We start from the raw sequence: 24,749 nt of genomic DNA on the forward strand, positions 1-24,749 counted from the left end.
TTCATCTAATGATCCATATTAATTAAGTTTATTTAACATATTAAAGGTTTGATGTAGTGTTGGAGAAGTTGAAACATCATAGGCAATAATTTCTTCATTACATCCATCTAGAATTGGTGATAAGTAAACCTTTTTTTTCCATAACGCAATTTAAATTCAGTAACATCCTTAAGTTTTTTGTTTTCCTCATCTTTAGATATTTTTTGTAATGGTCTTTTTCCTCGGGCTTCCTATTGGTTTATTAATTATATTATAAGCATTTTCTTGATAATCGTTAATCCAATTAGCTAACATTTCAGTTGAAGATACCCCCAGATCAAAGATACTTTGATGATTGATTCATGTTCAATTAGAACACGTCTAATGAATGTCGTCTAATTTTTCTTCTTTTTTCCGCTTATGATGAGGTCTATCAAGCCAAGTAGTGTCATAACGGTTTAATATTTTCATTAAGTAAATATAATGTCGTCTTGAAATAGGATAATATTCCTGTATTTTTGATCCTTTTTGATACATATTTATTTTGTCTTCTTTTGAAAAAAACACCTCAAATCTTGAATTATTTTGTCCAAGATTTTGGGTGCGTATCAATGTCATTGCTCTTTATTTTTTTTACACTAATATTAGCAAAGAAGATACTAAATATTTTTTTTGAAAATATTTTAATTCTGCTATTGAAAACGTTACCATTAAATGTTATAAATAATATGTAAGGAATATTTAAAAATTGGAGATGATTTTATGGTGAGTCCAATCCATATCACTTCAGAAATTGGGAAGCTCAAATCTGTTATTTTAAAACGACCTGGTCATGAGGTTGAAAATATCACACCTGACACAATGGAACGGCTACTTTTTGATGACATTCCATATTTACCAATTGCGCAAGAAGAGCATGATTATTTTGCTGATACATTGCGTCAAACTGGTACTGAGGTATTGTACCTTGAAAAGTTGGCAGCAGAAGCCATTGAAGATCCAGAAGTTAAGGATAAATTCCTTGAACAAATGGTTGCAGAATCTGGATACATTAGTGGACCATTACATGATGCTTTGAAAGAATATTTACTTTCTTTTGATACATTAGAAATGGTTGAAAAGATTATGGCTGGTATTCGTAAGAATGAAATTGACCTTACGTACAAGAGTCTTCAAGAAATGGCAGAAGATTCTGAATACCCATTCTATATGGATCCAATGCCTAACTTATACTTTACACGCGATCCTGCAGCCTCAATTGGTGATGGGTTATCAATTAATAAAATGACTTTCAAAGCACGTCAGCGTGAATCAATGTTTATGGAGTACATTATTAATTACCATCCACGTTTCGCTAATAAGGGCTTGCATGTATGGCGTAGTCGCAATCATCATTCACATATTGAAGGTGGCGATGAACTGGTATTAAGTGATCATGTATTTGCAATTGGAATTTCAGAAAGAACAACTGCAAACGCAATTGAAGATATTGCTAAACACTTGTTTGAAGATCATAAGTCAAGTTTTGATACTGTAATTGCAATTAAGATTCCACATAATCATGCCATGATGCATTTGGATACTGTATTTACAATGATCGATTATGATAAATTTACAGTTCATCCAGCAATTTTAGCTGATGGTAAAGTTGATACTTATACTCTTCATCCAGGTAAAGATGGAGATTTAGAAATTATTTACAATGATGATTTAAAAGAAGTATTGAAGAATGCATTGGGATTAGATGATTTAGACTTAATTCCAACAGGAAATGGTGATCCAGTTGTTGCTGCACGTGAACAATGGAATGATGGTTCAAATACATTAGCAATTGCTCCAGGTGAAGTTGTCACCTATGATCGTAACTATGTTTCAAATGAATTGTTACGTAAACATGACATTTTAGTTCACGAAGTGCGTTCAAGCGAATTGGCTCGTGGTCGTGGTGGTCCACGTTGTATGTCAATGCCAATTGTTCGTGAAGATATCTAAATTAAAATAGCCGAAAGGGAGAAGAATTTAAAATGAGTAAATTTACAAACGTATTTCAAGGCCGCAGTTTCTTAGCTTGCAAAGATTTTACACCAGATGAAATCAACTATTTAATTGATTTTTCGTTACATTTAAAAGACTTAAAGGAAAGAAATATTCCACATCATTACTTAGAAGGTAAAAATATTGCCTTACTATTTGAAAAGACATCAACACGGACACGTTCATCATTCGTTGTTGCTGCTCATGACTTAGGTGCAAATGCTGAATTCATGGGAAAAGATGATTTACAATTAGGTAAAAAGGAATCTATCGAAGATACAGGTAAAGTTTTGGGAAGTATGTTCGATGGAATCGAATACCGTGGATTTGCCCACAAAGATGTTGAAGAATTAGCTAAATATGCAGGTGTTCCTGTTTGGAATGGTTTAACAGATGAATGGCATCCAACTCAAATGATCGCTGACTTTATGACTATTAAAGAAAAATTTGGTCATTTGAAAGGCTTAAACCTAACATTTGTTGGTGATGGTCGTAACAACATGGCAAATAGTTTATTAGTTACAGGCTCAATGTTAGGTGTTAATGTTCGCATCTTAGCTCCAAAAGAATTGCACCCAGCTAAAGAAATTGTTGAAATGGCAGAAAAATTTGCTAAACAATCAGGAGCTAAGCCATTGATTACTGATAACATTGATGAAGGTGTTAAGGATACAAATATCATTTACACAGATGTTTGGGTATCAATGGGTGAAAATGATTGGGAAGAACGTGTTAAATTACTTAAACCATATCAAGTAAATATGGATATGATTAAGAAGAGTGGTACACCAGATGATGATATTATCTTTATGCATTGTTTGCCAGCATTCCATGATACAAATACTGAATATGGTAAAGAAATTCATGAAAAATATGGTTTAACATGCATGGAAGTAACAGATGAAGTTTTCCGTTCAAAATATGCATGGCAATTTACTGAAGCAGAAAACAGAATGCACTCAATCAAAGCGATTATGGCAGCCACATTAGGAAACCTTTATATTCCTACTGTAAAAATTGATGAATAAAATATAATTTTTAAGGGGAAGATTGTAATGGGCAAAAGACTTGTAATTGCTCTAGGTGGAAATGCTATTGTTACAAAAGATGGAACGGCAGAATCACAAATGCGTTCAATCAAGAAAACAATGGAAACTCTTGTGAATTTTATTGAAAATGGGGACCAAGTAGTAATTGCTCATGGAAATGGTCCACAAGTAGGTAACTTATTATTGCAACAACTAAATGGCAGCACGGAAAAAAATCCTCCAATGCCATTAGATACAGCAGTTGCAATGACACAAGGAAGCATTGGATACTGGATGCAAAAGAGTATGGATGAGGTTTTAAGAGAAAAAGGTCTTAATCAAAGTACTGTAACTTTAGTTACTCAAGTTGAGGTTAATGGTCAAGATGAAGCCTTTGAAAATCCTAGCAAACCAATTGGACCTTTCTATTCAGAAGCTGAGGCTAAGGAACGGCAAAAAGAACATCCAGATTATGTTTTTAAAGAAGATGCTGGACGAGGATATCGTCGAGTAGTTCCTTCGCCAAAGCCAATTAAAATTTTGGAAGCTCCAATTGTTGAAGATTTACTTGCAAGTAATGTAATTCCAATTGCTGCCGGCGGTGGTGGAGTTCCAGTAGTTCGCCAAGAAAATGGAGATTTACAAGGTGTTGAAGCGGTAATTGACAAAGATTTTAGTGCATCAAAGATGGCTGAAAATATCAATGCAGATGAATTAATCATCTTAACAGCAGTTGATAATGTTTTTGTAAATTATAATAAACCAAATCAAAAAGCCTTAACTGAAGTTACCGTTGATGAATTAAAAGAATACATTAACGAAGGTCAGTTTGCCGCAGGAAGCATGCTTCCTAAAGTTCGTGCAGTAATTAATTTTGTTGAAAAAACAGGTAAAAAAGCTGTTATTACTTCATTAAATAATGTTAAAAAATTAATTGCTGGCGGTACGGGAACTGTTATTACTAAATAGTGATCAAACAATAAAGCGTCAGCATTGTTGGCGCTTTATTTTAATGGAGATGATAATAATGGAAAATGAGAATAAAAATGGAATTAATGCATTTGGCTTATCAGCTTTAATTGTAAGTTCTGCAATTGGGACTGGAATTTTTGGATTGCCTTCTCAATTAGCACAAGTTACTGCACCAGGACCAGCATTAGTTGCTTGGTTAGTATGTGGTATTGGTGTATTGGCATTAGTTTTATCACTTAATAATTTAGCTAAAAAAAGACCTGATATTGAATCTGGTTTATTTGGATATGCTAATGCAGCATGTGGTCCTTTAGGAGAATTTATGAGTGGTTGGACATACTGGATTTCTGCATGGATTGGAAATTTAGCTTTTGCAACCTTTTTAATGTCAGCGATTGGCAATTTTATTGGTGTATTTAAAGGCGGCCAAAATCTCGCATCAATTATTGCAGCAATTATCTTTTTATGGGTATTAACTTTCTTTGTAAATAATGGGGTTGAAAGTGCTAATTTTGTTAATACGATCGTTACAATTTGCAAAATAATTCCATTATTTATGTTTATTATATTAGTTGCAATTAGTTTTAAGTTTGGCGTATTCACCGCTCATTTTTGGGAAAATTTTGCTGCTAATGTAGAAGCAAGCGGAATTAATGGAACTGTTTTTGGCCAAGTAAAAAACAGTATGATGTCAATTATGTGGGTATTTATTGGAATTGAAGGTGCTTCGGTTCTTTCAAGTCGTGCAAAATCCCAAAAAGCTGCTAGTCAAGCAACCATTATTGGATTTATTTCATTAGTAGTAATTTATGTATTTTCAACGATTCTTCCATATGGTGTGATGAGTCAACATGAATTAGCTACTGTATCACAACCAGCGATGGGAAGTATTTTAGAAATTGCAGTTGGTAAATGGGCTGCAATGGTAATTAACATTGGAGTTATTATTTCAACAATTGGTTCATGGTTATCATGGACAATGTTGCCAGCAGAAACAACTCGTTTATTAGCTCAAGATAATGCCTTGCCAGCATCTTGGGGTAAATTAAATAAAAAGAAAGCTCCTCAATTTTCATTAATTGTAACAGCTGTTTTGCAAACATTATTCCTTTTTTCAATGCTTTTTACAACATCAGCATATAACTTTGCATCAACATTAGCTGCTGCAGCAATTTTAGTTTCTTATATGTTAGTTGGTGTCTATCAAATTAAATATTCATACCAACACAAAGAATGGGGACAATTTATCATTGGATTAATTTGTGCAGGTTTTGAACTTTGTGCTGCCATATTATCAGGTTGGCAAGATTTATTGCTATTGACGGTTTCATTCTTGCCAGGATTTATTTTGTATTACATGGCAGCAAAAGAAAGTAAACATAAAATTACAAGTCGTGAAAAAGTGGTAATGGTAATTACATGTGCTTTAGCGATTTTAGCAATTATTTTCTTATTTACTGGAAAAATTTCAATTAATGGCTAGAGAATTTGATATATATTAAAAAGCTGTGATTGTAAAATCACAGCTTTTTTAGTCAATGGTAAAAATGGATTGTTTTAACTTACGTCTCATAAATGCCCAAGTAGTTAATTCAATTAAAAATGAACAAATTTCAATAATTAAAAGACTAATCCAAACCCCATGAAGTCCCATGAATTTAGCTAATGGCAAAATAATCAAAATTGGTAAAATGTAACCTCTTAAAACTACCATTGTAATTGAGACTTTTGAGTTATCAATTGCAGAAAAGAAAATGTTAAAAACAACATTTAAGCTAGAGAAAATTAAGCTTGTTAATAAAATTTTCATCCCATTTTCTGCTAAATGGACTATATTAGTATTAGAAGAGGCATTAAAGAAGTTAATGATTAAGTTAGGATTGAAACATACAAAGATTAAACATAAAATTCCAAGAACTTCAGCAACAATTAAACCAAAACGAAGACTAAATTTGATGTTTTTGAAATTTTTAAGTGCATATTGATGACTAACAATTGGTTGAATTCCTTGCGCTACTCCAGTAAACAAGGCAAGTGCTACTAATAAAACATTGGCTGCAATTCCATAAGCAGCTACGGCATCATTGCCACTAACAGTTAAAAAGACCCAGTTATAAATAAAAATCCCAACGCCAGTACTCATTTCAGTTAGAAATGAAGGCAAACCAATGGCAAGTGCTTTAAAAATTTGTTTAGACGATATTTTAGAGTGGACAAACTTTAAATGATTGTCCTTTTTCCTAAAGTGAGTTGCAGTAATTGCAATGCTAATAATTGGAGACATACTAGTAGCAAAGCCCGCACCAAACATTCCTAAATTAAATTGTAAAATTAATAGCCAATCTAAAAAAATGTTAGCTAGGCTGGAAATAATCATTGCAATCATCGCAATTTGAGTTCCCTTATCATTGCGTACAAAACTAAGTAATAGGTTATTAAAAACAAAAAAAGGGCCAAATAAAAGCACAATACGGACATATTCAAGTGTGTAACTAAAAGTTGTGGTATCAGCTCCAAGTAAATGAGCGATAAATGGAGCAAAGAAAATGCCACACAAAGTAAAAAATAATCCTAAAAGTAATCCAATAATAAATGTTTGAGTAAAAAAGCTGCGGGCCTTTTCTTGGTGTTTAATATGATAAATAGTAAATAAAGTTCCTCCCCCCATACCTAAAAGTAAACCTAAACCTTCCATAATATTAAAAAGTGGCATGGTTAAGTTCATCACAGCTACTCCAAGTACTCCAATGCTTTTAGCAACAAAAAAACTATCAGCAAGAACGTAAATGGAAGCTCCTACTGTACTTAAAATCCCACGAAAAACATACTGACTTAATTGTTTTGAAAGCTTAGCATCAATATCCATTAATGATTCTCCCAACTAAAGCATATTTCTTTACTTCATTTTAACAAAATTGAGAAAATATCTATAAGGAAATGAGGGATTAACATGAGAAAAATGAAAATGATTTCAACAAAAAGTAATGATGGATATGAAGTAACGAATGATACTGGCGAAATGATTTTTAAATGTGATGAATCTAAAGCTGCTGGTGGAAGTGGTCAGTATCCTAGACCAACTGATTATTTATTGGGGGCTTTAGGATCTTGTTTAAACATTACAATTCGTTCAATGGCTAAAAGAGAGGGATTTGAAGTTAAACAATTAAAGATAATTATTACTGGTGATGTTGAATTAGCTGGTATTTTTAATTCAAATATCCGTAATGGATTTTATAATTTGAAACTAAAAATTGAGATGGATTCAAATATTCCAAGTGAAAAGAAAGAAGAATTTTTACAAAAATGTATGACAGCCTGTCCTGTTCATGAAACAATTGAGAATGCAACTGATATTAAATGGGATTATTAAAAGCATAAAAGTGATATTGTGCTATAATAACAAATTAGTTAAAAGTTTTAAGGAAGTTTAATATGAATAAAATAGTAGGACAACATCACATGAATATTCCATGGCATGATTTTACAGAAAATGAAATGCTTGCAATTAATACAGATTTACAAACTAAAACCACTTTAATAGGACGAGTCGGATTAATGATGCTATCTTGTGGAACAGAAGCATGGCGTGTTCGTGAGTCAATGAATTCTATGGCTAAAACTTTAAAAGTAAAATGTTCTGCTGATATTGGACTGGTATCTTTAGAATTTACATGTTATGAGAATGGACATAGTTGTACTCAAGCACTTGCATTGCCTTCTTCAGGAATAAATATGGTAAAACTTGATGAGCTGGAAGCATTTGTTAAACGATTTCAAAACCAAGGTAAAAAAATGACTGATAAGCAAATCAATCAAGCATTAGATCGAATTCAGAAAAGTTCAAATCACTATTCTAAATTAGTAATTTCTTGTGCAACGGCTTTTGCTTGTAGTGCTTTTGTTTTTTTACTAGGTGGTGGCTTAGTTGAAATGATTTGCTGCTTTATTGCTGCTTTGGGAGGAAGCTATATTAAAAAAACAATGAGTGAAAAAAGAATCGCTATACTTGCGACAATTGCAACAAGTGTTGCCATAGCGTGTTTTTCATATTCTATTATTTTTGGACTACTAAAATATTGCTTTAATTTATCTTACGCACATGAAGCCGGATACATTGGCGCGATGTTATTTGTAATTCCAGGTTTTCCGTTTATTACTAGTGGTTTAGATTTTGCTAAAAGTGACATGCGTTCAGGTTTAGAGCGAATGAGTTATGCATTGATGATTATTATTGTAGCCACTCTTGTAGGATGGTCAATCGCGCTAGTTGTTAATTTAAAACCTGCTAATTTTATGGCTTTGAATTTAACTTCATTTGAAAGGATACTACTAAGAATCCCAGCAAGTTTGATTGGAGTAGTAGGTTTTTCATTGATGTTTGATAGTACTCCTAAAATGGCATTTACTGCTGGAATAGTAGGAGCAATTGCAAATACAGTAAGACTAGAATTGATTGATTTAACCGCAATTCCAGCTAGTTTGGCAGCTTTTATAGGAGCATTTATTGCTGGAATTTTGGCATCATTAATTCAAAAACGATGTGGTTATCCTCGAATTTCCATTACAGTACCTTCAATTGTAATTATGGTTCCAGGACTATATATGTATCGTGCAGCATATGAATTAGGTAATATGTCATTATATACTGGGACGAATTGGCTTGTAAAAGCAGGTTTAATCACTTTATTTTTACCATTAGGCTTAATGGTTGCACGATTAATAACAGATAAAAAATGGAGACATACAAATTAATTGGTCATTTAAAGACTTTAATTTTGTGGTCATAATGATACACTAAAAGTAGAGGAATTATATTCACAGGGAGGCCTTGCTATGGCTAAAGATAAAAAGATCAGTCCGTTTTCTGCATTTTTACTTGGTGTCGACGGGATGGTTGGTTCTGCTATTTTTCTATTACCAGGAAGTTTATATTCAAAGGCTGGAAATGGGCTTATCGGATTACTACTTTTATCTGGTGTATCTGCTTTGTTCTTAGCATTATGTTATGCTGCGTTATCTAGTCAAACAAAACAAAATGGTGCAGCTTGGTTATATGCATATAAAGAGTTTGGAAGATTTGCTGGATTTGAAGTTGGTTTTTTCACATGGTTTCAAGGAGTTGCAACGATTTCAACAGAAACAGCGGCATTTCTAACTTCAATGAAACTATTTATTCCACAATTATCTACTAAATGGATATATGATGTTGCAGGAATGAGTATTATTTTGATTATTGCAATTATTGGACTTTTAGGTGATCGAGTCTCAAGTATTGCTGATAACATTGCAACTTTTTTAAAAATTGGAGTTTTATTAATATTTATTTTAGTAGGCGTATGGTTTATTCATAAGGCTAATTTTGTATCAACAGCACATTATTCGCTTGGATCCGTTAATAATGCTTTTAGTAATGCATTTTACATGTATATGGGCTTTGCATTTTTGCCAGTTGCAGCTGCACAAATGAGAAATCCACGAAAAAATTTGCCTAAAGAATTACTAGCAGTTATTATTTCTGTAACCGTGATTTATATTGCAACAGTTGTGGTTGCAATTGGAACATTAGGGCCATCAATTGCTCATAGCAGTTTACCACTAGCAATTGCTTTTGGAAAACATTTTGGAAATATTGGTAAAATTATTATTACAATTGGGACGGTTGGATCAGTATTAGGAGTTGCAATTTCGCTTTCATATAGTACTCCATATGTTGCATCTTCACTTGCAAATGAACACCGCTTACTTCCACGTTTCTTTGGTAAAAAATCAAAGGATGGCTCACCATATGTTGCAATTATTTTAACTGCTGGTTTATGTATGTTACTAATTTTAAGTGGAAGTTACTTATTCTTGGTTCCTTGTACTATTATTATTTCACTTGTACAATATCTTTCAACGTCAATTGTAATGTTTAAAAAACAATGGGATAAGAGAAAAGATCCAAGTGTAATTCCTGCAGGTTCATTTAATTTACGGGGAGGAATTTTCGTTCCATTAGTTTCAATTTTAATTTGTATATATATTTTAATTAACTTAGACTTAAAGGTAATTATTTTTGGTGCAATCGCCTTGGCATTTGGAATTGGATTATATTTTGTAGATAAAGTAATTGAAAAAAGAATTCAAGATAAGGAACAAAAAACAAATTGAGATCAAAGGAATTTTTAAGAAGAAATACTCTAGATAAATTAAAGCACTTGCCAATTGAAAAAAGAGAAATTAAAACAAAAAGAATAATAGAAAAATTAATAAAAGATCCTCGATTTCAAAATGCTCAAACAATTGGGGTAACAATTAGTAATTTTCCAGAGATTGATACTCATCATTTGATTGAGTGCATGTGGAAACAGGGTAAAGAAATTTATTGTCCTAAGGTAGTGCCTAATCACAAAATGGATTTTATTAAAATTGATCAAAATACTCACTTTATTAAAAGTAGTTTTGGAATTTGGGAGCCTGAAAGAATTGAAAAGAAAATACAAAATCAATTTGAATTAATGATTGTCCCCGGAATTGTATTTGCATTGGATAATCATCAGCGAATTGGATTTGGAGGCGGTTATTATGACCGCTTTTTGTGTTCTTTTTCAGGAAAAACGATTTCATTGGCTTTTGCTGAACAAATTGTCGAAAAATGTACATGGGAATACGAAGAAACAGATTTTATGATTAATCAAATAATTACGGATTTTTCTTGTACTAGACATTAAATTAAGGGATAATTACTAATATTAATATCATTGTAAGGGAGAGAATCTTATGGCTGTTTGGATTGCAATTACTGCAATGGCTGTAATTATATTAATATTAGCAATTTTTTATTTAGTAAATTCAGTACATCGTTATGGTAAATGGTTTACACCACTTTGTTTAATTATTGGAAGTTTAGCAGTAGGTGTAATTGGCGGAATTAATATTTATAACAATTATCATTCAACCCAACAACAAACAAGTCAAAGCGATAATATTAATCAAGCAAGTTCATCTTCAATAATTGATAATAGGTTACAAACGGTTGATGCCGGAATTGAGCAAGATAAAAATGAACAAGATGTTTTAACTGATATGCAGAAAAATTTTCAAAAAGTCGGAACGGTGAAATTTAATAATCAAACAAAGACTTACATTATTTCACCAACTAATTCACAAAATGTTGAAGCAATTAACTATGTTTTACAAAATCCAGCAAAAGCAGCAGAAAGTGGATATAATGACTTAACTACTGGAATTTTAAATACATCAAAGCAACTACAAAAAGCCCTTGGATCAGGATATACAGTTGAACTATTGAAACCTAATAGTGATCAAGTAATTTATTCTGCTAAAGATGGACAACCAAAAGTCGATGTGGTCCAATAGAGTAATTAAACTTATGATTAACTAAAAGTATAAGTAACGTTGTATAATAATGTATATAAGTTTAGATGGTCAGAATAAACTGACGATTATAGGAGGTTAGTTGGTTGACAGAAGAAAAGATAATGCAAAAAGATTATCACATTTCTGAACCTAATTTAGAACCCGCATTATTTGGGATAAATGATGGTTTTTTACATTTATTAGAGGAGAGTAAAAATGTAGAAATTCGTCCATTTGGCGATAATATTAAAATTGTTGGTACCAATCAAAATATTGAAGCAACTATAAAAATTATTGAAAAATTACTTGAATTATTGAAAAGTGGGATTAGTTTAAGTGATGCTGATATTATTTCAGCAGTTAAGATGGAAGAAAAAGGAACCCTTAGCTATCTTTCTGATTTATATACAACTACATTGCTTAAAGATCGAACTGGAAAACCAATTCGTGCTAAAAACTTTAGTCAACGTCAATATATTCAAACAATCAAAAATAATGACCTCACATTTGGAATAGGTCCTGCTGGAACGGGTAAAACATATTTAGCAGTTGTAATGGCCGTTGCAGCTTTGAAGAAAAAAGAAGTGGAACGCTTAATTTTAACTCGGCCAGCTGTAGAAGCTGGAGAATCACTTGGATTTTTACCAGGAGATTTAAAGGAAAAGGTAGATCCATATTTAAGACCAATTTATGATGCATTATATGCAATTTTAGGATCAGAACATACAGAACGGTTAATTGAAAGAGGAGTAATTGAAATTGCTCCTTTGGCTTATATGCGTGGAAGAACGTTAGAAAAAGCTTTTGTTATTTTAGATGAAGCGCAAAACACAACTCGAGCTCAAATGAAAATGTTCTTGACGCGATTGGGATTTGGTTCTAAGATGATTGTCAACGGAGATAAATCACAAATTGATTTACCTAAAGGACATCAACAAAGTGGCTTAGTTGATGCTGAGAAATTACTTCAAGGGCTCCCTCATATTGGCTTTGTTCATTTTGATGCAACTGATGTAGTACGCCATCCAGTTGTTTCAGAGATTATTAAAGCTTATGAGCATGGAGATCATGCTAATAGTAAAAAATCATGATTAAGGATGAATTAAATGGATTTACAAATTATTGATGAAACACAAAAAGTATCACAACATCAATTAAAATTGGTACAAGGTGTGTTAGAATATGCTGCAGACTATCTAGATTTACCTGAAAATACTGAAATGTCTGTGACTTTAATGGATAATGAGCATATCCATCAAATCAATAAAAAATATCGTGGAATTGATAAACCAACTGATGTTATTAGTTTTGCAATGGAAGAAGATGGAGATGAAAGTGACATCTTTTTGCCAGCGGATTTTGAAATGCCTAAAAATTTAGGTGACTTAATGATTTCGATGGAAAAAGTTGTAGAACAAGCTGAATATTTAGGTCACTCAACTGATCGTGAACTTGGTTTTTTAACGATTCATGGTTTCCTGCATCTTAATGGATACGACCACATGAAAATAGAAGATGAAAAAGAAATGTTTGGCTTACAAACTGAAATTTTGGATGGCTATGGACTTCAAAGATAAATTTACTAATGAGTGGAAAAATCGAAAATTTATTCATTCATTGAAACATGCCTGTGAAGGAATTAAAACAGTATTCAAAGAAGAGCGAAATTTTCGCTTTGAATTAATTTGTCTTTCCTTGGTCGTAATCGCAGGTTTGATTTTCCATTTAAAGAATATGGAGTGGCTATGGTTATTAGTTGCTTCTGCAATTGTATTAGTAGCTGAGGCTGCAAATACTTCAATTGAAAACTTAACGGATTTAGCAAGTGGCTTGCATCCTAACGAATATGCCAAAAAGGCAAAGGATATTGCTGCAGGGATGGTTTTAATTGCTTCAATCTTTGCAATTATTGTCGCAGCAATTATTTTTATTCCTAAGGTGATAACATTATTTTAAGAGGTAATAAGTATGGAAACAAATAACTATCATTCTGGTTTTGTGGCTATTATTGGTAGACCTAATGTAGGAAAATCAACATTTTTAAATCGGGTAGTAGGAGAAAAAGTGGCAATTATGAGTAATAAAGCCCAAACTACTCGCAACAAAATTCAAGGAATTTATACTCAAAAAGATGCTCAAATTGTATTTATAGATACTCCTGGAATTCATAAACCACATAGTCAATTAGGTGACTTTATGGTTCAATCTGCTTTATCAACGTTAAATGAAGTTGATGCCATTTTATTTATGGTTAATGCGACTCAAAAACGTGGTAAAGGTGACGATTTTATCATTGAACGGTTGAAAAAAGTTAAAAAACCGATTTACTTAGTTATTAATAAAATTGATAAAATTCATCCGGATAAGTTATTTGAAATTATTAACGATTATAAAGATACGATTAATTATAAAGAAGTTTATCCAATTTCTGCATTACAAGGAAATAATGTTCCCGAGTTAATTAATAACTTAATTGCTGATTTACCAGAAGGCCCTCAATACTATCCTGCAGATCAAATCACGGATCATCCTGAAAGATTTATTGCAGGAGAATTAATTCGTGAAAAAGTACTTGAATTAACTCGTGAAGAGGTTCCGCATTCAGTTGCAGTTGTAGTGGATCGAATTAAACGCGAAGATAATGAAAAAGTTTTAGTTCAGGCCACGATTATTGTTGAACGTAATAGCCAAAAAGGAATTATTATTGGTAAAGGCGGTAAAATGCTCAAGGAAATTGGAATGCGTGCTAGAAAAGATATTGAGTTAATGTTAGGTGATAAAGTTTACCTAGAATTATGGGTAAAAGTTCAACCAAATTGGAAAGATAAAAAAACAGATCTTGCAGCATTCGGCTATAAACAAGATGATTATGAATAATTGAATATTAGTAAAAAGATTGTAACATGAGTTACGATCTTTTTATTTTGGCTAATTTTAGTAAAACTTGCATTCTGATGTAAGAAAGTGTATCATCGAAAATTAAGAAATAAAATCAACATTTGAAGGGAAGAGATCAGGTGGAAAAAGAAGAAATGAATCGTTTTGTTGATGATGTCATTAATGAAAAACTTGCGTCAATGAATAGTGTTCACCGTCAATCTACAATTACAACAATTAAAGCAGAAAATATTGCTCAACATAGCTTTTTCGTAGCATACTATGCATTAAAAATTGCTAAAAAATTAAACTTAGATGAAGAACTTAAGGGTGAAATTACAATTCAAGCATTAATTCATGATATTGCTGAATCTTCATCTTCTGATGTTCCAAGTAATGTGAAGTATCAAGTTCCTGGTTTAAAGCAAATGTTAGATAAGGCCGAAGATTTTGCAGTTAATAAATATTTTCCTGAGATTCGAAATGAGTTTGAAGAATTACGTAAACACGAAGAACGAGGTGATTTGATTGGAATTATAATTAAATTAGCTGATATTATTGCATTAATTCAATTTTTAAGAACAGAACGTTCACTTGGAAATCAAGATCCTACACTTTTGAAAGTGATTGATCAAACTTATGATAATTTAGACAATTATTTAACGCGTTTACAAAAATTAGTAAAAGAAAAATAAAAAGCGTATTTTTTGCATTTAATAAACGATGCTCATATAATAAAGATGGTTGATGAAGAAAGCTTTTATTCTAGTAGGAGAGTGAAAGCAATTCAACTGAAGTCTTCGTTCTTCTAAGGAAAGGAACGAAGCTTTTTTTTATGTTTTAATGTCGGGCAGAATGATAATTATGTTGACCTTTAATTTGATGAGCACGTTTCTTAAACTTAACCGAGTTTTCAGGAATTAATTTATAATTTTTCATTTTGTAGTTAAAAGAACGGTTAGCAGTTCTAATTTTAGTTCAGTCTTGCATGACCATAATCATTTGTTTTAGTGTTGTAAGTTGGAGTTTATTATTTTCTTTTAGTGCGGCAATGTAAATGTCAGTTTAAAGATGTTTAGTTAAATTAAGATGGTAATTTAACAACTCTCCAGTAAGTGGTTGATGACGATATTGATTGAATAAATTTTGAATAATATCCATTGCCTCACTTACACTTTGCGGTTATATATAACGATTTTTAGGTGATCTCATAAAAACATTTCCTTTCATCTACAAGTACTTTACTGCAACTATAGCGCAAAGTTGGCACTTTCGAATTTTTAATTTTTTGTGATAAGATAAAATAAATTTAATTTAGAAGAAAAGAGGGTCATCATGGAGCATAAAATTGCGATTTTTTCAGATGTTCACGGAAATTATACTGCTCTTAAAGCAGTTTATGATGATATGAAGGCACATAATATAACAGAATCATGGTTTATGGGAGATTTATTTGCTCCTGGTTCAGGTGCACAAGATTTATGGGAACTTTTTAAAGAGATTAATCCGCAACTTTATATTCGCGGAAATTGGGATGATCTTTTAATTAAGGGGATTAATGGAAAAATCGTTCCAGAGAAGCCTAGTAAAGTATATATGGCTAAATTAACACAAGACCTAGGTACAAAACTAGATGCAAAGGTAATTGGTGAAATTAAAACATGGCCACTTCGAGTGGAGATCAATGTTGAAGGAGTTCAAATCGCATTAACGCATAATTTACCTGAAATAAATTTTGGTCAACAATTATATCCAACATTACCTACTGAAAGTTTTAATCGATTATTTGTTGAAAAAGAACTTGATATGGCAATTTATGCACATGTCCATCATCCAATTATGCGGTATAGTAGCGATGAACAATTAGTTTTAAATCCAGGATCAGTTGGACAACCCTTCTTTAAACATCAAAAATTTCAACGAGATTTACGGGCAGAATATTTAATTTTAACAATTGATTCTAATGGTGTTAGTGGCATTGATTTTCGAAAAGTGAAATATAGTCATGCAGATGAGTTAATGCGAGCTGCAAAAGCTAATATTCCTTATATTCAACTTTACCAAAAACAATTAGAAACTGGTGAAGTGCATACTCATGACTATCCTTTACTTTCAAGAATGAATCAAAAATTTGGTTATTTAAGAGAAGTAAAAGAATATAATGAAAAACATGCAATTAAAGAGAAAAAAGATTATGAATAAGACAGTATATGTTATAAAAAATAACATGGGATCTATTTTTTATTTTAATTTTATGCTATAATGTTTCACGGTATTTTAAAATCACGGAGGGAAATAAATGGCAAAAAAATCTTCTAGCAAGATTGCAAAAGGAATCATAATTGCTGCAATTGCATCAGTGATGTGGGGAATATCTGGAACAGTGTTACAATTTATTTCACAAAATCAAAATATTCCTGAATCATGGTTTCTTTCTGCAAGGACATTAGGAGCCGGAACGGTTTTATTAATTATTAGTTTAATTGTATATCGCGGAAAGACGTTTCATGTTTTTAAATCTTGGAAAAATATTGGATGGCTTTTTGCATATGCTACATTAGGTTTAATGGCTAATTTATATACTTTTTATCGTTCAATTCAGTTTGGTGGAAATGCTTCTGCTACTACGATTTTACAATATTTAAGTCCATTATTTATTGTTTTAGGAACAATTATATTTAAGCGGCAAATGCCTTACAAATCTGATATCATTGCATTTGCGATTGCTTTAATTGGGGTATTTTTATCTTTAACTAAGGGAGATATTTCTGAACTATCAATTTCTACAAGTTCTTTATTATGGGGATTAGGTTCAGGATTAACAGCTGCCTTTTATGTGGTTTTACCACGAAATATCGTGAAAGATCCAGATAATCCACCTTTAGTAGTCTTAGGGTGGGGAACACTAATTGCAGGAGTATTCTTTAATTTACACCAACCAGTTTGGGTAAATACTCCTCCAATTACACCAACATTAGTAGCATCAATGTCAACCGTAATTTTATTAGGAACAATTATTCCATTTGGATTACTTCTTTATGCTACTCACTATGCTCCATCAGATGTAATTAGTATTATGGATGCAGTTCAACCAATTACAACTTCAATTTTAAGTGTGATTTGCTTTAGTATGGCAATAAATTGGATAGAAGTTTTAGGAATTTTCTTAGTTATTATTGGTGTTTATATTCTTCAAAAGGGTAGAAAAAATATTGAGAAAGCTGAGAATTATCATATAGATGCATAAATAAAGAGGCTGTAACGATCGTTACAGCCTCTTTATCATTGATCATGGCAGGTCAATGAAAATTATTATAACATGAAGTGAAAAACAATAAAAATGTAAATGGGTAAAGAATGTATAGAAAATTATTTAAGATAACTTCAGGGCTATCTTTTTAAACCTGTAATCATTCTTGATATAATGAAGAGTAGTAAGGAGATAATCATTACTAGTCTACTCAATATTAATCCAAGTCAGTATATAATAATTCTTTAATTTTTCTTCACAATATAAGTAGAAAAAATTAAAATAATTTTTTTAAAATATAATAGTAGTTTACTAATATTAATTTTATAAATAGCCATTAGCGAGGAGTGAGCGATCAGTATGGAATTATATGATATTTTAGAATCATCACTTTCACAAATCGCTCTTTCAAGACAAGGTGCAGTTACTTATTTAGTTCCAAATATTCCACGTAAAATTTTAAATAAGGCATGGCGTACATTTTGTCCGCAAGAAGGGCGAGAATCAATTATTGCATTAATCGATACGTCCTTTTTTAAAAATGGAAAAGAAGGATTTGTTTTCACGAAAGATGCAATATATATTAAAGAATTAATGCATCGTGTAAATTGTTTTCCATATAAAGATATTACAGCAGTAATTTATTTACGTGCACTTTCGACATATTCGGGTAAAAGTAGTGTGTCAATGGAGATAGATAGTAAGACACGTGATTTTGAAATTAGCGATCAATTAATTAAGCATTTAAATTCAAGTGCTTTAAATGAAATGTTACAAAAAATCATCTCTTTATATCAACCAAGTGAGCGTAAAGAAATTCAAAAAGAACTATTAGATAGTAAAAATCAAATTGCGCATCCAGAAAAGTTTAAACCACATAAATTTAAAGATTCTGATCCGCAAATTTACAGCAAATAAAAAGATTGCGATTTTTCAATCACAATCTTTTTTATTTATAAGAATTAAACTTTATTCCTTAAATGTTCTACAATCTCTTTTTTAGGAGTAACGTATAGTGTTTTTTGTCCTTCATAAATAACAAATCCAGGTTTAGCACCATTTGGTTTGCGAATTTTCCGTACTTGAACATAATCTACTGGAACATTAGCAGAATCTCTTGATTTAGAAAAATATGCAGCCAAAATAGCAGCTTCAACTAAAGTTTCCTCACTAGGATCAGCTGTATGGACAATTACATGTGATCCAGGAACATTTTTGACATGAAGCCAATATTCATTTTTTCTAGCTGTATGTAAAGTAAGTTTTTCATTTTGAAGATTATTTTTTCCAACTGAAATTTTAGTTCCATCACTTGCCCAAAATATTTCTGGTTGGTTAACTTTAGTTCTTTGTTTTCTTTTCTTTAGATTTTTTTTCTTAAGATACCCTTCATTTTCTAATTCAATTTGAATGTCATTTAAATCTTGTGGTAATGCTAATTCAAGTTGAGATTGAATTTCCTCAAAGTACTTAATTTCATTTTGAGTTAACTCAATTTGAGTTTTAATATATGAGATTGCATTTTTTAATTTTTGATATTTTTTAAAATAACGTTGAGCATTTTGAGAAGGTCCTAATTGATTAGATAATGATATTTTAGTAGGAACATCATTATCATAATAGTTAGGTAAGGTAATTTCCGTCATTCCACGTTTAATTTGATAAAGATAAGTTGTAAGCAATTCGCCTTTAACTTTAAACTCATCAGCATGTTTAGTATTTTCGAGTTCCAAAGTAAGTTTTTTTAACTTGATGCGATTCTTTTTTAACTCTTGATTTACAAGATGGAATAATTTAGCGCCTTGTTGACGTACGCGATCACGGGTAGCTTTTTCAGCATAATAATCATCTAAAAGGGCACTTAATGAATTAAAAGCAGTACCTTTATCAGTGACATTTTTACCATAATTTGTAAAAGTAAAATCAAGCTTATTATTAGTTAAAATTAAACTTGGAGTGGGACAATTAGCACTACTTAAAAAAGCTTGCAAGCGGTCTTGAAAATTTTGTGAATTATCTAAATGAAGAGTATCTGCTAATTGTAATGCAGAATTTTTGCTAAAACCTTGATATTTTTTTTGAATATTTTGAGCTAAAACTTCGCGATTAGGGTATTGATTAACTAATTCTTCGATTAACGTTGAGTGATCTATAAATGGATCAATTTTGTTTTGTTTAGGTGGAAGTCGATAAGTTGCTCCAGGTAAAAGGGTACGATAACGATTTTGATCCATTCCAATATGTTTAATTGTATCAATAATAATTTGTTTTTGTTGGTTAATTAAAATTACATTACTATATCGTCCCATAATTTCAATTGAAAGTAGTAATGGTAATCGATCACCTAATTCATTTCGGGTTTCAAAACTAAAGTAAACAATACGATCATTTTCAAATTGATTAATAGCAACTAAACGAGCATTTTCCAAGTATTTACGCAAGGTCATGGTAAAGTTAGTAGGAGTTTGTGGATTTTTATATGGAATATTAGTGATCTGAAAGCGAGCATAATTAGGGTGTGCTGATAATAGTAAAGGATAGTTTTTACGATTAGCACGAATAGTAATAATTACTTCATTTGAATATGGTTGTGAAATTTTCATTACACGGCCATTTAATAGCTTACCCTTTAATTCAGCAATCATTGCATGAGTAAACATTCCGTCAAAAGCCATAATGGTTCATCCTTTTCTAATAGTCTTTATATTTATTTTAATTGGAGAATAAAAAATTGCAAAGAATTTTCATAGATAGTATTGGTTAACTTGAAAGAAATGCGGTATAGTTGTATTATGCAAATAAGAATATAAAAGAGGTGATCTTCTTTTTGAAAGAGCCATTAGATAATTTGCTTGATTTACAACGCGAATATCAGCGGTTTATTCAAAAATTAGCTAAAAAACATGATTTAACAATTGCTGAATGGCAATTACTCCAAAGAATCTCCGCTGGTAAAGATTCACAAGAAGTTTTGTCTGAGGAAATGCGTTTAGATACCTCTACACTTAGTCGACAATTAGGAAAATTAACCCAAAAAGCATATGTGTTGATCTCAAAGGTGAATAATCAACCTAATGTGCGTACAAGAAAAAGTTATCAGTATCGATTAAGCGATTTAGGTAAGAAAGTTCTTGCTCAAATGAATACAGATTTTAATGAGTTTGGTCAAAAAGTATTTGCTCAATGGAGCGATGAAGAAAAAAATTTCCTTAAGATCTTAATTAATCGACTAACTCAAAGTATGAGTAGAGTTAAACTAAATTAAAATAAATTTTATTAAAGTAGGTGTGAGTTATATGAAAACTGCTGTTGTGACAGACAGTACAGCTAAATTAAGCCAAGAAATTGTAGATAAATATGGAATCAAAGTAGTTTCAATCCCATTTATTATTGATGGACATGAATATCATGATGGAATTGATATTACTAATAAGGAATTTTATGATAAATTAAGTAAGGCAAAGAAATTTCCAACAACCTCTCAACCTCCTGTAGGTGAAATGATTAAAGTATATAATCAATTAGCAGAAGAAGGTTATGATGCAGTTGTAAGTATTCACTTAGCCGGAACAATTTCAGGATTAATCCAAACATTAAATAATTTAAAAGATCAATTGGATAACATTGATCTTTATCCAGTAGATTCTTCGATTACTGAAGTACCAATGAGTTGGATGGTAATTAAAGCAGCTCAAATGGCTCAAGCTGGTAAAGCTCCTCAAGAAATTGTCGATGAAGTACATACATTAGAAAAACAATATGATGCAATTTTTGTAGTGGATGATTTAAAAAATCTAGCACATGGCGGTCGCTTATCAAATGCATCTGCTTTTATTGGTACAGTGCTAAAAATTAAACCATTGCTTCATTTTGATAAGGAAACTGATAAAATTACAGCATTTGAAAAGGTTCGTTCAATTAAGCGTGCAATGAAGCGTGCAGAAGAACTTATTTTTGAAGAAATTGCAGATGCAGATTATCCAGTAAGATTGATGGTCATTCATGCTAATTCAAAAAAGCGTGGCGAAGAATTAGTTGCTGAATTAGAAGAAAGACATCCTGGAATCCCAGTTTCACTAAGTGAATTTGATCCGGTAATTGCAGTTCACTTAGGTGAAGGTGCGATTGCATTAGGATATATTCGAGATATTGAAAAAGATTCTAAAGATTAATTGAATGCAAATTAATCACCTTCTTAGATAATTTATGAGAGAATTAATATATAATTATTTGAGAGATGGTGATTAAATGAAGGTTCAATTAGGATTAAAGGGAAGTACGGATGAAAGTCAGTATAAAGATCGACTAAAGTATCATCCAGATGTTTACGAGTTTTTTACTCAAGAAGATGATTTTACTAAGGATGGGTTACAAAAATTAAGGTATGCAATTCAAGTGATTCAAAGTGAAGCAACTGATAAGATTGTAATTCATCATCCAATGCGTTTTCAAAAAACAACTTTTACAGAGTTGATTGCACCTGAAAAACGTTGTCCGGATTTATATCGATTTATTGAACAAAGTACAATTGATTTGTTACAAGTTGCATATGATTTTGATGTTCAAGTTTTAGTACATGGAGCATATTTGCGACAAACACCTAAATATATTGCAATGTATCCTTCATTTGAGGCAGCTCAAGACGCAGCTTTTAAACGAATGGATCACTTTAATGAATTAGGCGAAGAACATATTATGTTTGAAAATAGTATCTCACCAATTTTTCAATATGGTAATCCTGCAATGGAGGATCAAATTTTAGCACATGGTTATCGTCTTGCCTTTGATGTTTCGCATTGTTTTATTGCAGAACATGGAGACAATGAAAAGCTTTCAGCATCTTTGAAACATTTATTAAATGCAACTTATCATTATCATTTAGTTGATTCAATGGGCGTTAAGCATGATAGTTTAGTTCTTGGAACTGGGAAAATCAATTGGAGAAAAATTTTGCCAATTATTCAAGAAAACTCAAAGGCAACAAGTATTTATGAAATAAATTTAGCAGATCCAAATAATGCTAAAGAACAAATTGAAAGTCATCAATATCTAAAAAGAATTGCTAAAGAAATAAAATAAGTCTAATTGAGATCTGTGATTTGATATATGTTTCAAATTTTTATAAATTGAAAATTAGAAGAGGTAAAATTGTGGCGAAAGTTCTAAATAATTTAATAGGTATTATTGGAATTTTTTATATTGCTGGTCGCGTGACCTATTATGGAATCGTTCAATATTTAATATTAATTAAAGGGAAAACCCAAAAACAAGCAGAAATAATTGCAAATAATCATAAAATTATTTTTGACTGGATGGTTTTAATGGGAATTTTATTGATCATTTTGGCATGTATTGCATTAATCGCAAACTTTATTCAAATTCAAGAATCACAGTTTGGATTGAGAGTCATTTTTAGTTTGGTAGGAATATTTATGCCATCTGTTAATTTTGATGACCAAGCTGTGCTTATTTTTACAATTGAGTGTATCTTTTTAATATTATTTGCATTATACTTAATTTCAGAAAGAAAACAAAAAAGTTAAAAATAAATATTAGTTATAATAAGGGGTTAATTATAGTGTCATCTTTTTTTAAAAATATAGTTGTTCCAATTGCTACAGGCTTAGCAATTGCAGCATTAGTTATTACATTTGTTTTCCAAATAGTTAAAGTTGATGGAACATCAATGTATCCTAACTTACAAAATAACGAGCATGTTTTTGTTTGGAAACTTGGTAAGGTAAGAGAAGATTCAGTAATTGTTTTTGATGCGTATGGTGTTGATAAAAATAATCCAAACGTTCAAAAGAATACAAAGTATGTTAAGCGGGTAATTGGAATGCCTGGTGATAAGATCGAATACAAAAATAATGGTGATTTATACGTAAATGGAAAATATCAACCCCAAGGATACATTTCAAAAGAGGAACGAACAAGTGGTACTTTAACTTTATTATTGCCAGAAGCCAAAGGAGTAACTTTAGGAACAGGAAAGACATTTACAGTTCCGAATGATTCTTACTTTGTTTTAGGTGATAATCGAAGTGACTCAAATGACAGTCGTTATTATGGATTTGTTCCTAAGGATAAAGTTATTGGTATTGCTAAGGCTCCATTTTGGAGTAAAAATCATAAATTAATTAATGATTATCAACCTGCTACTAATTAATTTAAGAATAAAAAACGCAAGAAGAAAAATCTTCTTGCGTTTTTTATTTTGGAAAAATTACCAGTTAACGTTCAATTTGATCCACTTAGCGAAAAGATATTTTATTACAAGGATTTCTTTATTATCCTGAGAAAAGGAGGTAATAAAATGGTAATTATTCAAGCAAATAATTTAACTAAGAAATTTGGTGAATTTACTGCAGTAAGTAATTTGAATATTTCTATAAAAAAAGGAGAACTTACAGCATATTTAGGATCAAATGGAGCTGGTAAATCAACGACAATTGCGATGCTAATTGGCACATTTGAGCCAACAGCTGGGGAAATTTTATATGAAGGATTGAAGTTTTTGGAGATTATACAACAATTCATACAATTGATGAGGATATTCGAATTCATCAAAGTTTACAAGCAATTGAACAGCAAATTGAGGATCAATCTTTCATTCGAGTATCAAGAAATACACTTTTAAATTTAAATTACGTTGAAAAATTTAAAAATAGTTTCTCAGGAACCTCAGTTGCAATTTTGAATGATGGCACTTTGGTAAATATTTCTCGACGCTTTTGGAAAATGGTGAAAGAAAGGGGCTTAAATCAATGAGATTAATCATAAAAATTTTAAAGAAAACAATTATCGGAATAGGAATTGGCACAGTTTGTTATTTATGGATAAATCTATATTATCATTCACCATCAATAATTTCATTGAATAATATTATTGATATAACTATTATGAGTGCATTGATTGGAATTTATACTTTAGTTTTTGATAATGATAAATTAAACTATTTGACGGCATTTTTAACTCATATGTTTTTATCCCTTATAACGGTCCTTTTCTTTTTTAAAGACGTAATCCATGGTATGAATTTGATAAAAATAATTGAAATTTTTTTAATACTTTACGCTCTCATTTGGTTATTAATACGTTTTATGAAAGGAATAGATATTAATAAAATGAATAAGGCTATCCCAAAGAATAGAGATAAAGATTAAAGTTTTAATTAGATATAAAAATAACTGTAACTTACAAATAAAGTTACAGTTATTTTTAATAGAAGGGTGAAAGGGGAGACT

Annotated in this window: 28 protein-coding genes and 1 pseudogene; 25 read left to right on the forward strand and 4 right to left on the reverse strand. The window is 31.1% G+C overall.

What is annotated here, in order from left to right; translation table 11 throughout:
• Positions 1–27 precede the first annotated feature (27 nt).
• Positions 28–167, reverse strand: a pseudogene (locus ACWCL1_RS04610) (IS3 family transposase); the annotation flags it as partial.
• A 193-nt stretch (positions 168–360) separates the two neighbouring features.
• Positions 361–591, reverse strand: coding sequence for a hypothetical protein (locus tag ACWCL1_RS04615; RefSeq protein ID WP_454545743.1), 231 nt, complete (start codon positions 589–591; stop codon positions 361–363).
• Between the two features lie 150 nt (positions 592–741).
• Here ACWCL1_RS04615 and arcA point away from each other — a divergent pair, with 150 nt between their 5' ends.
• Genes arcA through ACWCL1_RS04635 form a run of 4 tightly spaced genes read left to right on the forward strand, consistent with a single transcriptional unit; the run spans position 742 to position 5,496 of the window.
• Positions 742–1,971: an arginine deiminase gene (arcA, locus tag ACWCL1_RS04620; RefSeq protein ID WP_454545744.1), complete on the forward strand. Its 1,230-nt coding sequence runs from the start codon at positions 742–744 to the stop codon at positions 1,969–1,971.
• 32 nt (positions 1,972–2,003) lie between these two features.
• Positions 2,004–3,041 carry an ornithine carbamoyltransferase gene (argF, locus tag ACWCL1_RS04625; protein ID WP_454545745.1) on the forward strand — a complete coding sequence of 346 codons (1,038 nt, stop codon included), beginning with the start codon at positions 2,004–2,006 and terminating at the stop codon, positions 3,039–3,041.
• A 27-nt stretch (positions 3,042–3,068) separates the two neighbouring features.
• The gene (gene arcC, locus ACWCL1_RS04630) at positions 3,069–4,010 is read left to right on the forward strand and encodes a carbamate kinase (protein WP_454545746.1); all 942 of its coding nucleotides are present in this window, start codon (positions 3,069–3,071) and stop codon (positions 4,008–4,010) included.
• Between the two features lie 58 nt (positions 4,011–4,068).
• Positions 4,069–5,496, forward strand: a complete 1,428-nt coding sequence (locus ACWCL1_RS04635) for a basic amino acid/polyamine antiporter (protein WP_454545747.1) — start codon at positions 4,069–4,071, stop codon at positions 5,494–5,496.
• Positions 5,497–5,544: 48 nt separating this feature from the next.
• On the opposite strand, the gene ACWCL1_RS04640 is transcribed toward ACWCL1_RS04635, so the two are convergent.
• On the reverse strand, positions 5,545–6,879 hold the full coding sequence (locus ACWCL1_RS04640; protein ID WP_454545748.1) for an MATE family efflux transporter: 1,335 nt from the start codon (positions 6,877–6,879) through the stop codon (positions 5,545–5,547).
• A gap of 84 nt (positions 6,880–6,963) precedes the next feature.
• On the opposite strand from ACWCL1_RS04640, the gene ACWCL1_RS04645 reads away from it, so the two are divergent.
• The 13 genes from ACWCL1_RS04645 (at position 6,964) to ACWCL1_RS04705 (ending at position 18,420) form a co-directional block, all read left to right on the forward strand.
• Entirely contained in the window at positions 6,964–7,386 is a 423-nt protein-coding gene (locus tag ACWCL1_RS04645; RefSeq protein ID WP_454545749.1) for an OsmC family protein, read from the forward strand.
• 62 nt (positions 7,387–7,448) lie between these two features.
• A complete protein-coding gene (locus tag ACWCL1_RS04650) occupies positions 7,449–8,768 on the forward strand; it encodes a threonine/serine ThrE exporter family protein (protein WP_454545750.1) in 1,320 nt (439 codons plus the stop codon).
• Between the two features lie 81 nt (positions 8,769–8,849).
• Positions 8,850–10,166, forward strand: coding sequence for an APC family permease (locus ACWCL1_RS04655; RefSeq protein ID WP_454545751.1), 1,317 nt, complete (start codon positions 8,850–8,852; stop codon positions 10,164–10,166).
• The gene (locus ACWCL1_RS04660) at positions 10,163–10,726 is read left to right on the forward strand and encodes a 5-formyltetrahydrofolate cyclo-ligase (protein WP_454545752.1); all 564 of its coding nucleotides are present in this window, start codon (positions 10,163–10,165) and stop codon (positions 10,724–10,726) included. Before ACWCL1_RS04655 ends, ACWCL1_RS04660 begins: the two co-directional genes overlap by 4 nt.
• Positions 10,727–10,775: 49 nt before the next feature.
• Positions 10,776–11,375, forward strand: a complete 600-nt coding sequence (locus ACWCL1_RS04665) for a DUF308 domain-containing protein (RefSeq protein WP_454545753.1) — start codon at positions 10,776–10,778, stop codon at positions 11,373–11,375.
• Between the two features lie 122 nt (positions 11,376–11,497).
• On the forward strand, positions 11,498–12,466 hold the full coding sequence (locus ACWCL1_RS04670; protein ID WP_454545878.1) for a PhoH family protein: 969 nt from the start codon (positions 11,498–11,500) through the stop codon (positions 12,464–12,466).
• A 15-nt stretch (positions 12,467–12,481) separates the two neighbouring features.
• Positions 12,482–12,952 (forward strand): rRNA maturation RNase YbeY, encoded by a 471-nt coding sequence (ybeY, locus tag ACWCL1_RS04675; RefSeq protein WP_454545754.1) that lies wholly within the window; start codon positions 12,482–12,484, stop codon positions 12,950–12,952.
• Positions 12,936–13,331, forward strand: coding sequence for a diacylglycerol kinase family protein (locus ACWCL1_RS04680; RefSeq protein ID WP_454545755.1), 396 nt, complete (start codon positions 12,936–12,938; stop codon positions 13,329–13,331). The genes ybeY and ACWCL1_RS04680 overlap by 17 nt, the downstream gene beginning before the upstream one ends.
• A gap of 12 nt (positions 13,332–13,343) precedes the next feature.
• Positions 13,344–14,252: a GTPase Era gene (gene era, locus ACWCL1_RS04685; protein WP_454545756.1), complete on the forward strand. Its 909-nt coding sequence runs from the start codon at positions 13,344–13,346 to the stop codon at positions 14,250–14,252.
• A 140-nt stretch (positions 14,253–14,392) separates the two neighbouring features.
• A complete protein-coding gene (locus ACWCL1_RS04690; protein WP_454545757.1) occupies positions 14,393–14,947 on the forward strand; it encodes a YfbR-like 5'-deoxynucleotidase in 555 nt (184 codons plus the stop codon).
• Between the two features lie 640 nt (positions 14,948–15,587).
• Entirely contained in the window at positions 15,588–16,454 is an 867-nt protein-coding gene (locus tag ACWCL1_RS04695) for a metallophosphoesterase family protein (protein ID WP_454545758.1), read from the forward strand.
• 97 nt (positions 16,455–16,551) lie between these two features.
• A complete protein-coding gene (locus ACWCL1_RS04700; protein WP_454545759.1) occupies positions 16,552–17,499 on the forward strand; it encodes a DMT family transporter in 948 nt (315 codons plus the stop codon).
• A gap of 363 nt (positions 17,500–17,862) precedes the next feature.
• Complete coding sequence (locus ACWCL1_RS04705) at positions 17,863–18,420, forward strand: hypothetical protein (RefSeq protein WP_454545760.1); 558 nt, start codon at positions 17,863–17,865, stop codon at positions 18,418–18,420.
• Positions 18,421–18,464: 44 nt separating this feature from the next.
• On the opposite strand, the gene ACWCL1_RS04710 is transcribed toward ACWCL1_RS04705, so the two are convergent.
• Positions 18,465–20,177 (reverse strand): NFACT RNA binding domain-containing protein, encoded by a 1,713-nt coding sequence (locus tag ACWCL1_RS04710; protein WP_454545761.1) that lies wholly within the window; start codon positions 20,175–20,177, stop codon positions 18,465–18,467.
• Between the two features lie 152 nt (positions 20,178–20,329).
• On the opposite strand from ACWCL1_RS04710, the gene ACWCL1_RS04715 reads away from it, so the two are divergent.
• From ACWCL1_RS04715 to ACWCL1_RS04750, 8 genes are all read left to right on the forward strand, one after another.
• Positions 20,330–20,767 carry a MarR family winged helix-turn-helix transcriptional regulator gene (locus ACWCL1_RS04715; RefSeq protein ID WP_454545762.1) on the forward strand — a complete coding sequence of 146 codons (438 nt, stop codon included), beginning with the start codon at positions 20,330–20,332 and terminating at the stop codon, positions 20,765–20,767.
• A 31-nt stretch (positions 20,768–20,798) separates the two neighbouring features.
• A complete protein-coding gene (locus ACWCL1_RS04720; protein ID WP_454545763.1) occupies positions 20,799–21,674 on the forward strand; it encodes a DegV family protein in 876 nt (291 codons plus the stop codon).
• Positions 21,675–21,750: 76 nt separating this feature from the next.
• Positions 21,751–22,581 carry a sugar phosphate isomerase/epimerase gene (locus tag ACWCL1_RS04725; protein WP_454545764.1) on the forward strand — a complete coding sequence of 277 codons (831 nt, stop codon included), beginning with the start codon at positions 21,751–21,753 and terminating at the stop codon, positions 22,579–22,581.
• 71 nt (positions 22,582–22,652) lie between these two features.
• Positions 22,653–23,045 (forward strand): hypothetical protein, encoded by a 393-nt coding sequence (locus ACWCL1_RS04730; protein ID WP_454545765.1) that lies wholly within the window; start codon positions 22,653–22,655, stop codon positions 23,043–23,045.
• A 35-nt stretch (positions 23,046–23,080) separates the two neighbouring features.
• Positions 23,081–23,671, forward strand: coding sequence for a signal peptidase I (gene lepB / locus ACWCL1_RS04735; protein ID WP_454545766.1), 591 nt, complete (start codon positions 23,081–23,083; stop codon positions 23,669–23,671).
• A 147-nt stretch (positions 23,672–23,818) separates the two neighbouring features.
• Positions 23,819–24,142, forward strand: a complete 324-nt coding sequence (locus ACWCL1_RS04740) for an ATP-binding cassette domain-containing protein (RefSeq protein WP_454545767.1) — start codon at positions 23,819–23,821, stop codon at positions 24,140–24,142.
• Entirely contained in the window at positions 24,064–24,273 is a 210-nt protein-coding gene (locus ACWCL1_RS04745; protein WP_454545879.1) for a LytTR family DNA-binding domain-containing protein, read from the forward strand. The genes ACWCL1_RS04740 and ACWCL1_RS04745 overlap by 79 nt, the downstream gene beginning before the upstream one ends.
• On the forward strand, positions 24,270–24,668 hold the full coding sequence (locus ACWCL1_RS04750) for a DUF3021 family protein (protein ID WP_454545768.1): 399 nt from the start codon (positions 24,270–24,272) through the stop codon (positions 24,666–24,668). Before ACWCL1_RS04745 ends, ACWCL1_RS04750 begins: the two co-directional genes overlap by 4 nt.
• Positions 24,669–24,749: the final 81 nt, after the last annotated feature.

The sequence above is a fragment of the Ligilactobacillus sp. LYQ135 genome, assembly GCF_053711055.1.

Bases quoted from the DNA above. Each gene is read 5' to 3' on its own strand.
- arcA (WP_454545744.1), top strand. From the start codon at position 742: ATGGTGAGTCCAATCCATATCACTTCAGAAATTGGGAAGCTCAAATCT.
- argF (WP_454545745.1), top strand. From the start codon at position 2,004: ATGAGTAAATTTACAAACGTATTTCAAGGCCGCAGTTTCTTAGCTTGC.
- arcC (WP_454545746.1), top strand. From the start codon at position 3,069: ATGGGCAAAAGACTTGTAATTGCTCTAGGTGGAAATGCTATTGTTACA.
- ACWCL1_RS04635 (WP_454545747.1), top strand. From the start codon at position 4,069: ATGGAAAATGAGAATAAAAATGGAATTAATGCATTTGGCTTATCAGCT.
- ACWCL1_RS04640 (WP_454545748.1), bottom strand. From the start codon at position 6,879: ATGGATATTGATGCTAAGCTTTCAAAACAATTAAGTCAGTATGTTTTT.
- ACWCL1_RS04645 (WP_454545749.1), top strand. From the start codon at position 6,964: ATGAGAAAAATGAAAATGATTTCAACAAAAAGTAATGATGGATATGAA.
- ACWCL1_RS04650 (WP_454545750.1), top strand. From the start codon at position 7,449: ATGAATAAAATAGTAGGACAACATCACATGAATATTCCATGGCATGAT.
- ACWCL1_RS04655 (WP_454545751.1), top strand. From the start codon at position 8,850: ATGGCTAAAGATAAAAAGATCAGTCCGTTTTCTGCATTTTTACTTGGT.
- ACWCL1_RS04665 (WP_454545753.1), top strand. From the start codon at position 10,776: ATGGCTGTTTGGATTGCAATTACTGCAATGGCTGTAATTATATTAATA.
- ACWCL1_RS04670 (WP_454545878.1), top strand. From the start codon at position 11,498: ATGCAAAAAGATTATCACATTTCTGAACCTAATTTAGAACCCGCATTA.
- ybeY (WP_454545754.1), top strand. From the start codon at position 12,482: ATGGATTTACAAATTATTGATGAAACACAAAAAGTATCACAACATCAA.
- ACWCL1_RS04680 (WP_454545755.1), top strand. From the start codon at position 12,936: ATGGACTTCAAAGATAAATTTACTAATGAGTGGAAAAATCGAAAATTT.
- era (WP_454545756.1), top strand. From the start codon at position 13,344: ATGGAAACAAATAACTATCATTCTGGTTTTGTGGCTATTATTGGTAGA.
- ACWCL1_RS04695 (WP_454545758.1), top strand. From the start codon at position 15,588: ATGGAGCATAAAATTGCGATTTTTTCAGATGTTCACGGAAATTATACT.
- ACWCL1_RS04700 (WP_454545759.1), top strand. From the start codon at position 16,552: ATGGCAAAAAAATCTTCTAGCAAGATTGCAAAAGGAATCATAATTGCT.
- ACWCL1_RS04705 (WP_454545760.1), top strand. From the start codon at position 17,863: ATGGAATTATATGATATTTTAGAATCATCACTTTCACAAATCGCTCTT.
- ACWCL1_RS04710 (WP_454545761.1), bottom strand. From the start codon at position 20,177: ATGGCTTTTGACGGAATGTTTACTCATGCAATGATTGCTGAATTAAAG.
- ACWCL1_RS04720 (WP_454545763.1), top strand. From the start codon at position 20,799: ATGAAAACTGCTGTTGTGACAGACAGTACAGCTAAATTAAGCCAAGAA.
- ACWCL1_RS04725 (WP_454545764.1), top strand. From the start codon at position 21,751: ATGAAGGTTCAATTAGGATTAAAGGGAAGTACGGATGAAAGTCAGTAT.
- ACWCL1_RS04740 (WP_454545767.1), top strand. From the start codon at position 23,819: ATGGTAATTATTCAAGCAAATAATTTAACTAAGAAATTTGGTGAATTT.
- ACWCL1_RS04750 (WP_454545768.1), top strand. From the start codon at position 24,270: ATGAGATTAATCATAAAAATTTTAAAGAAAACAATTATCGGAATAGGA.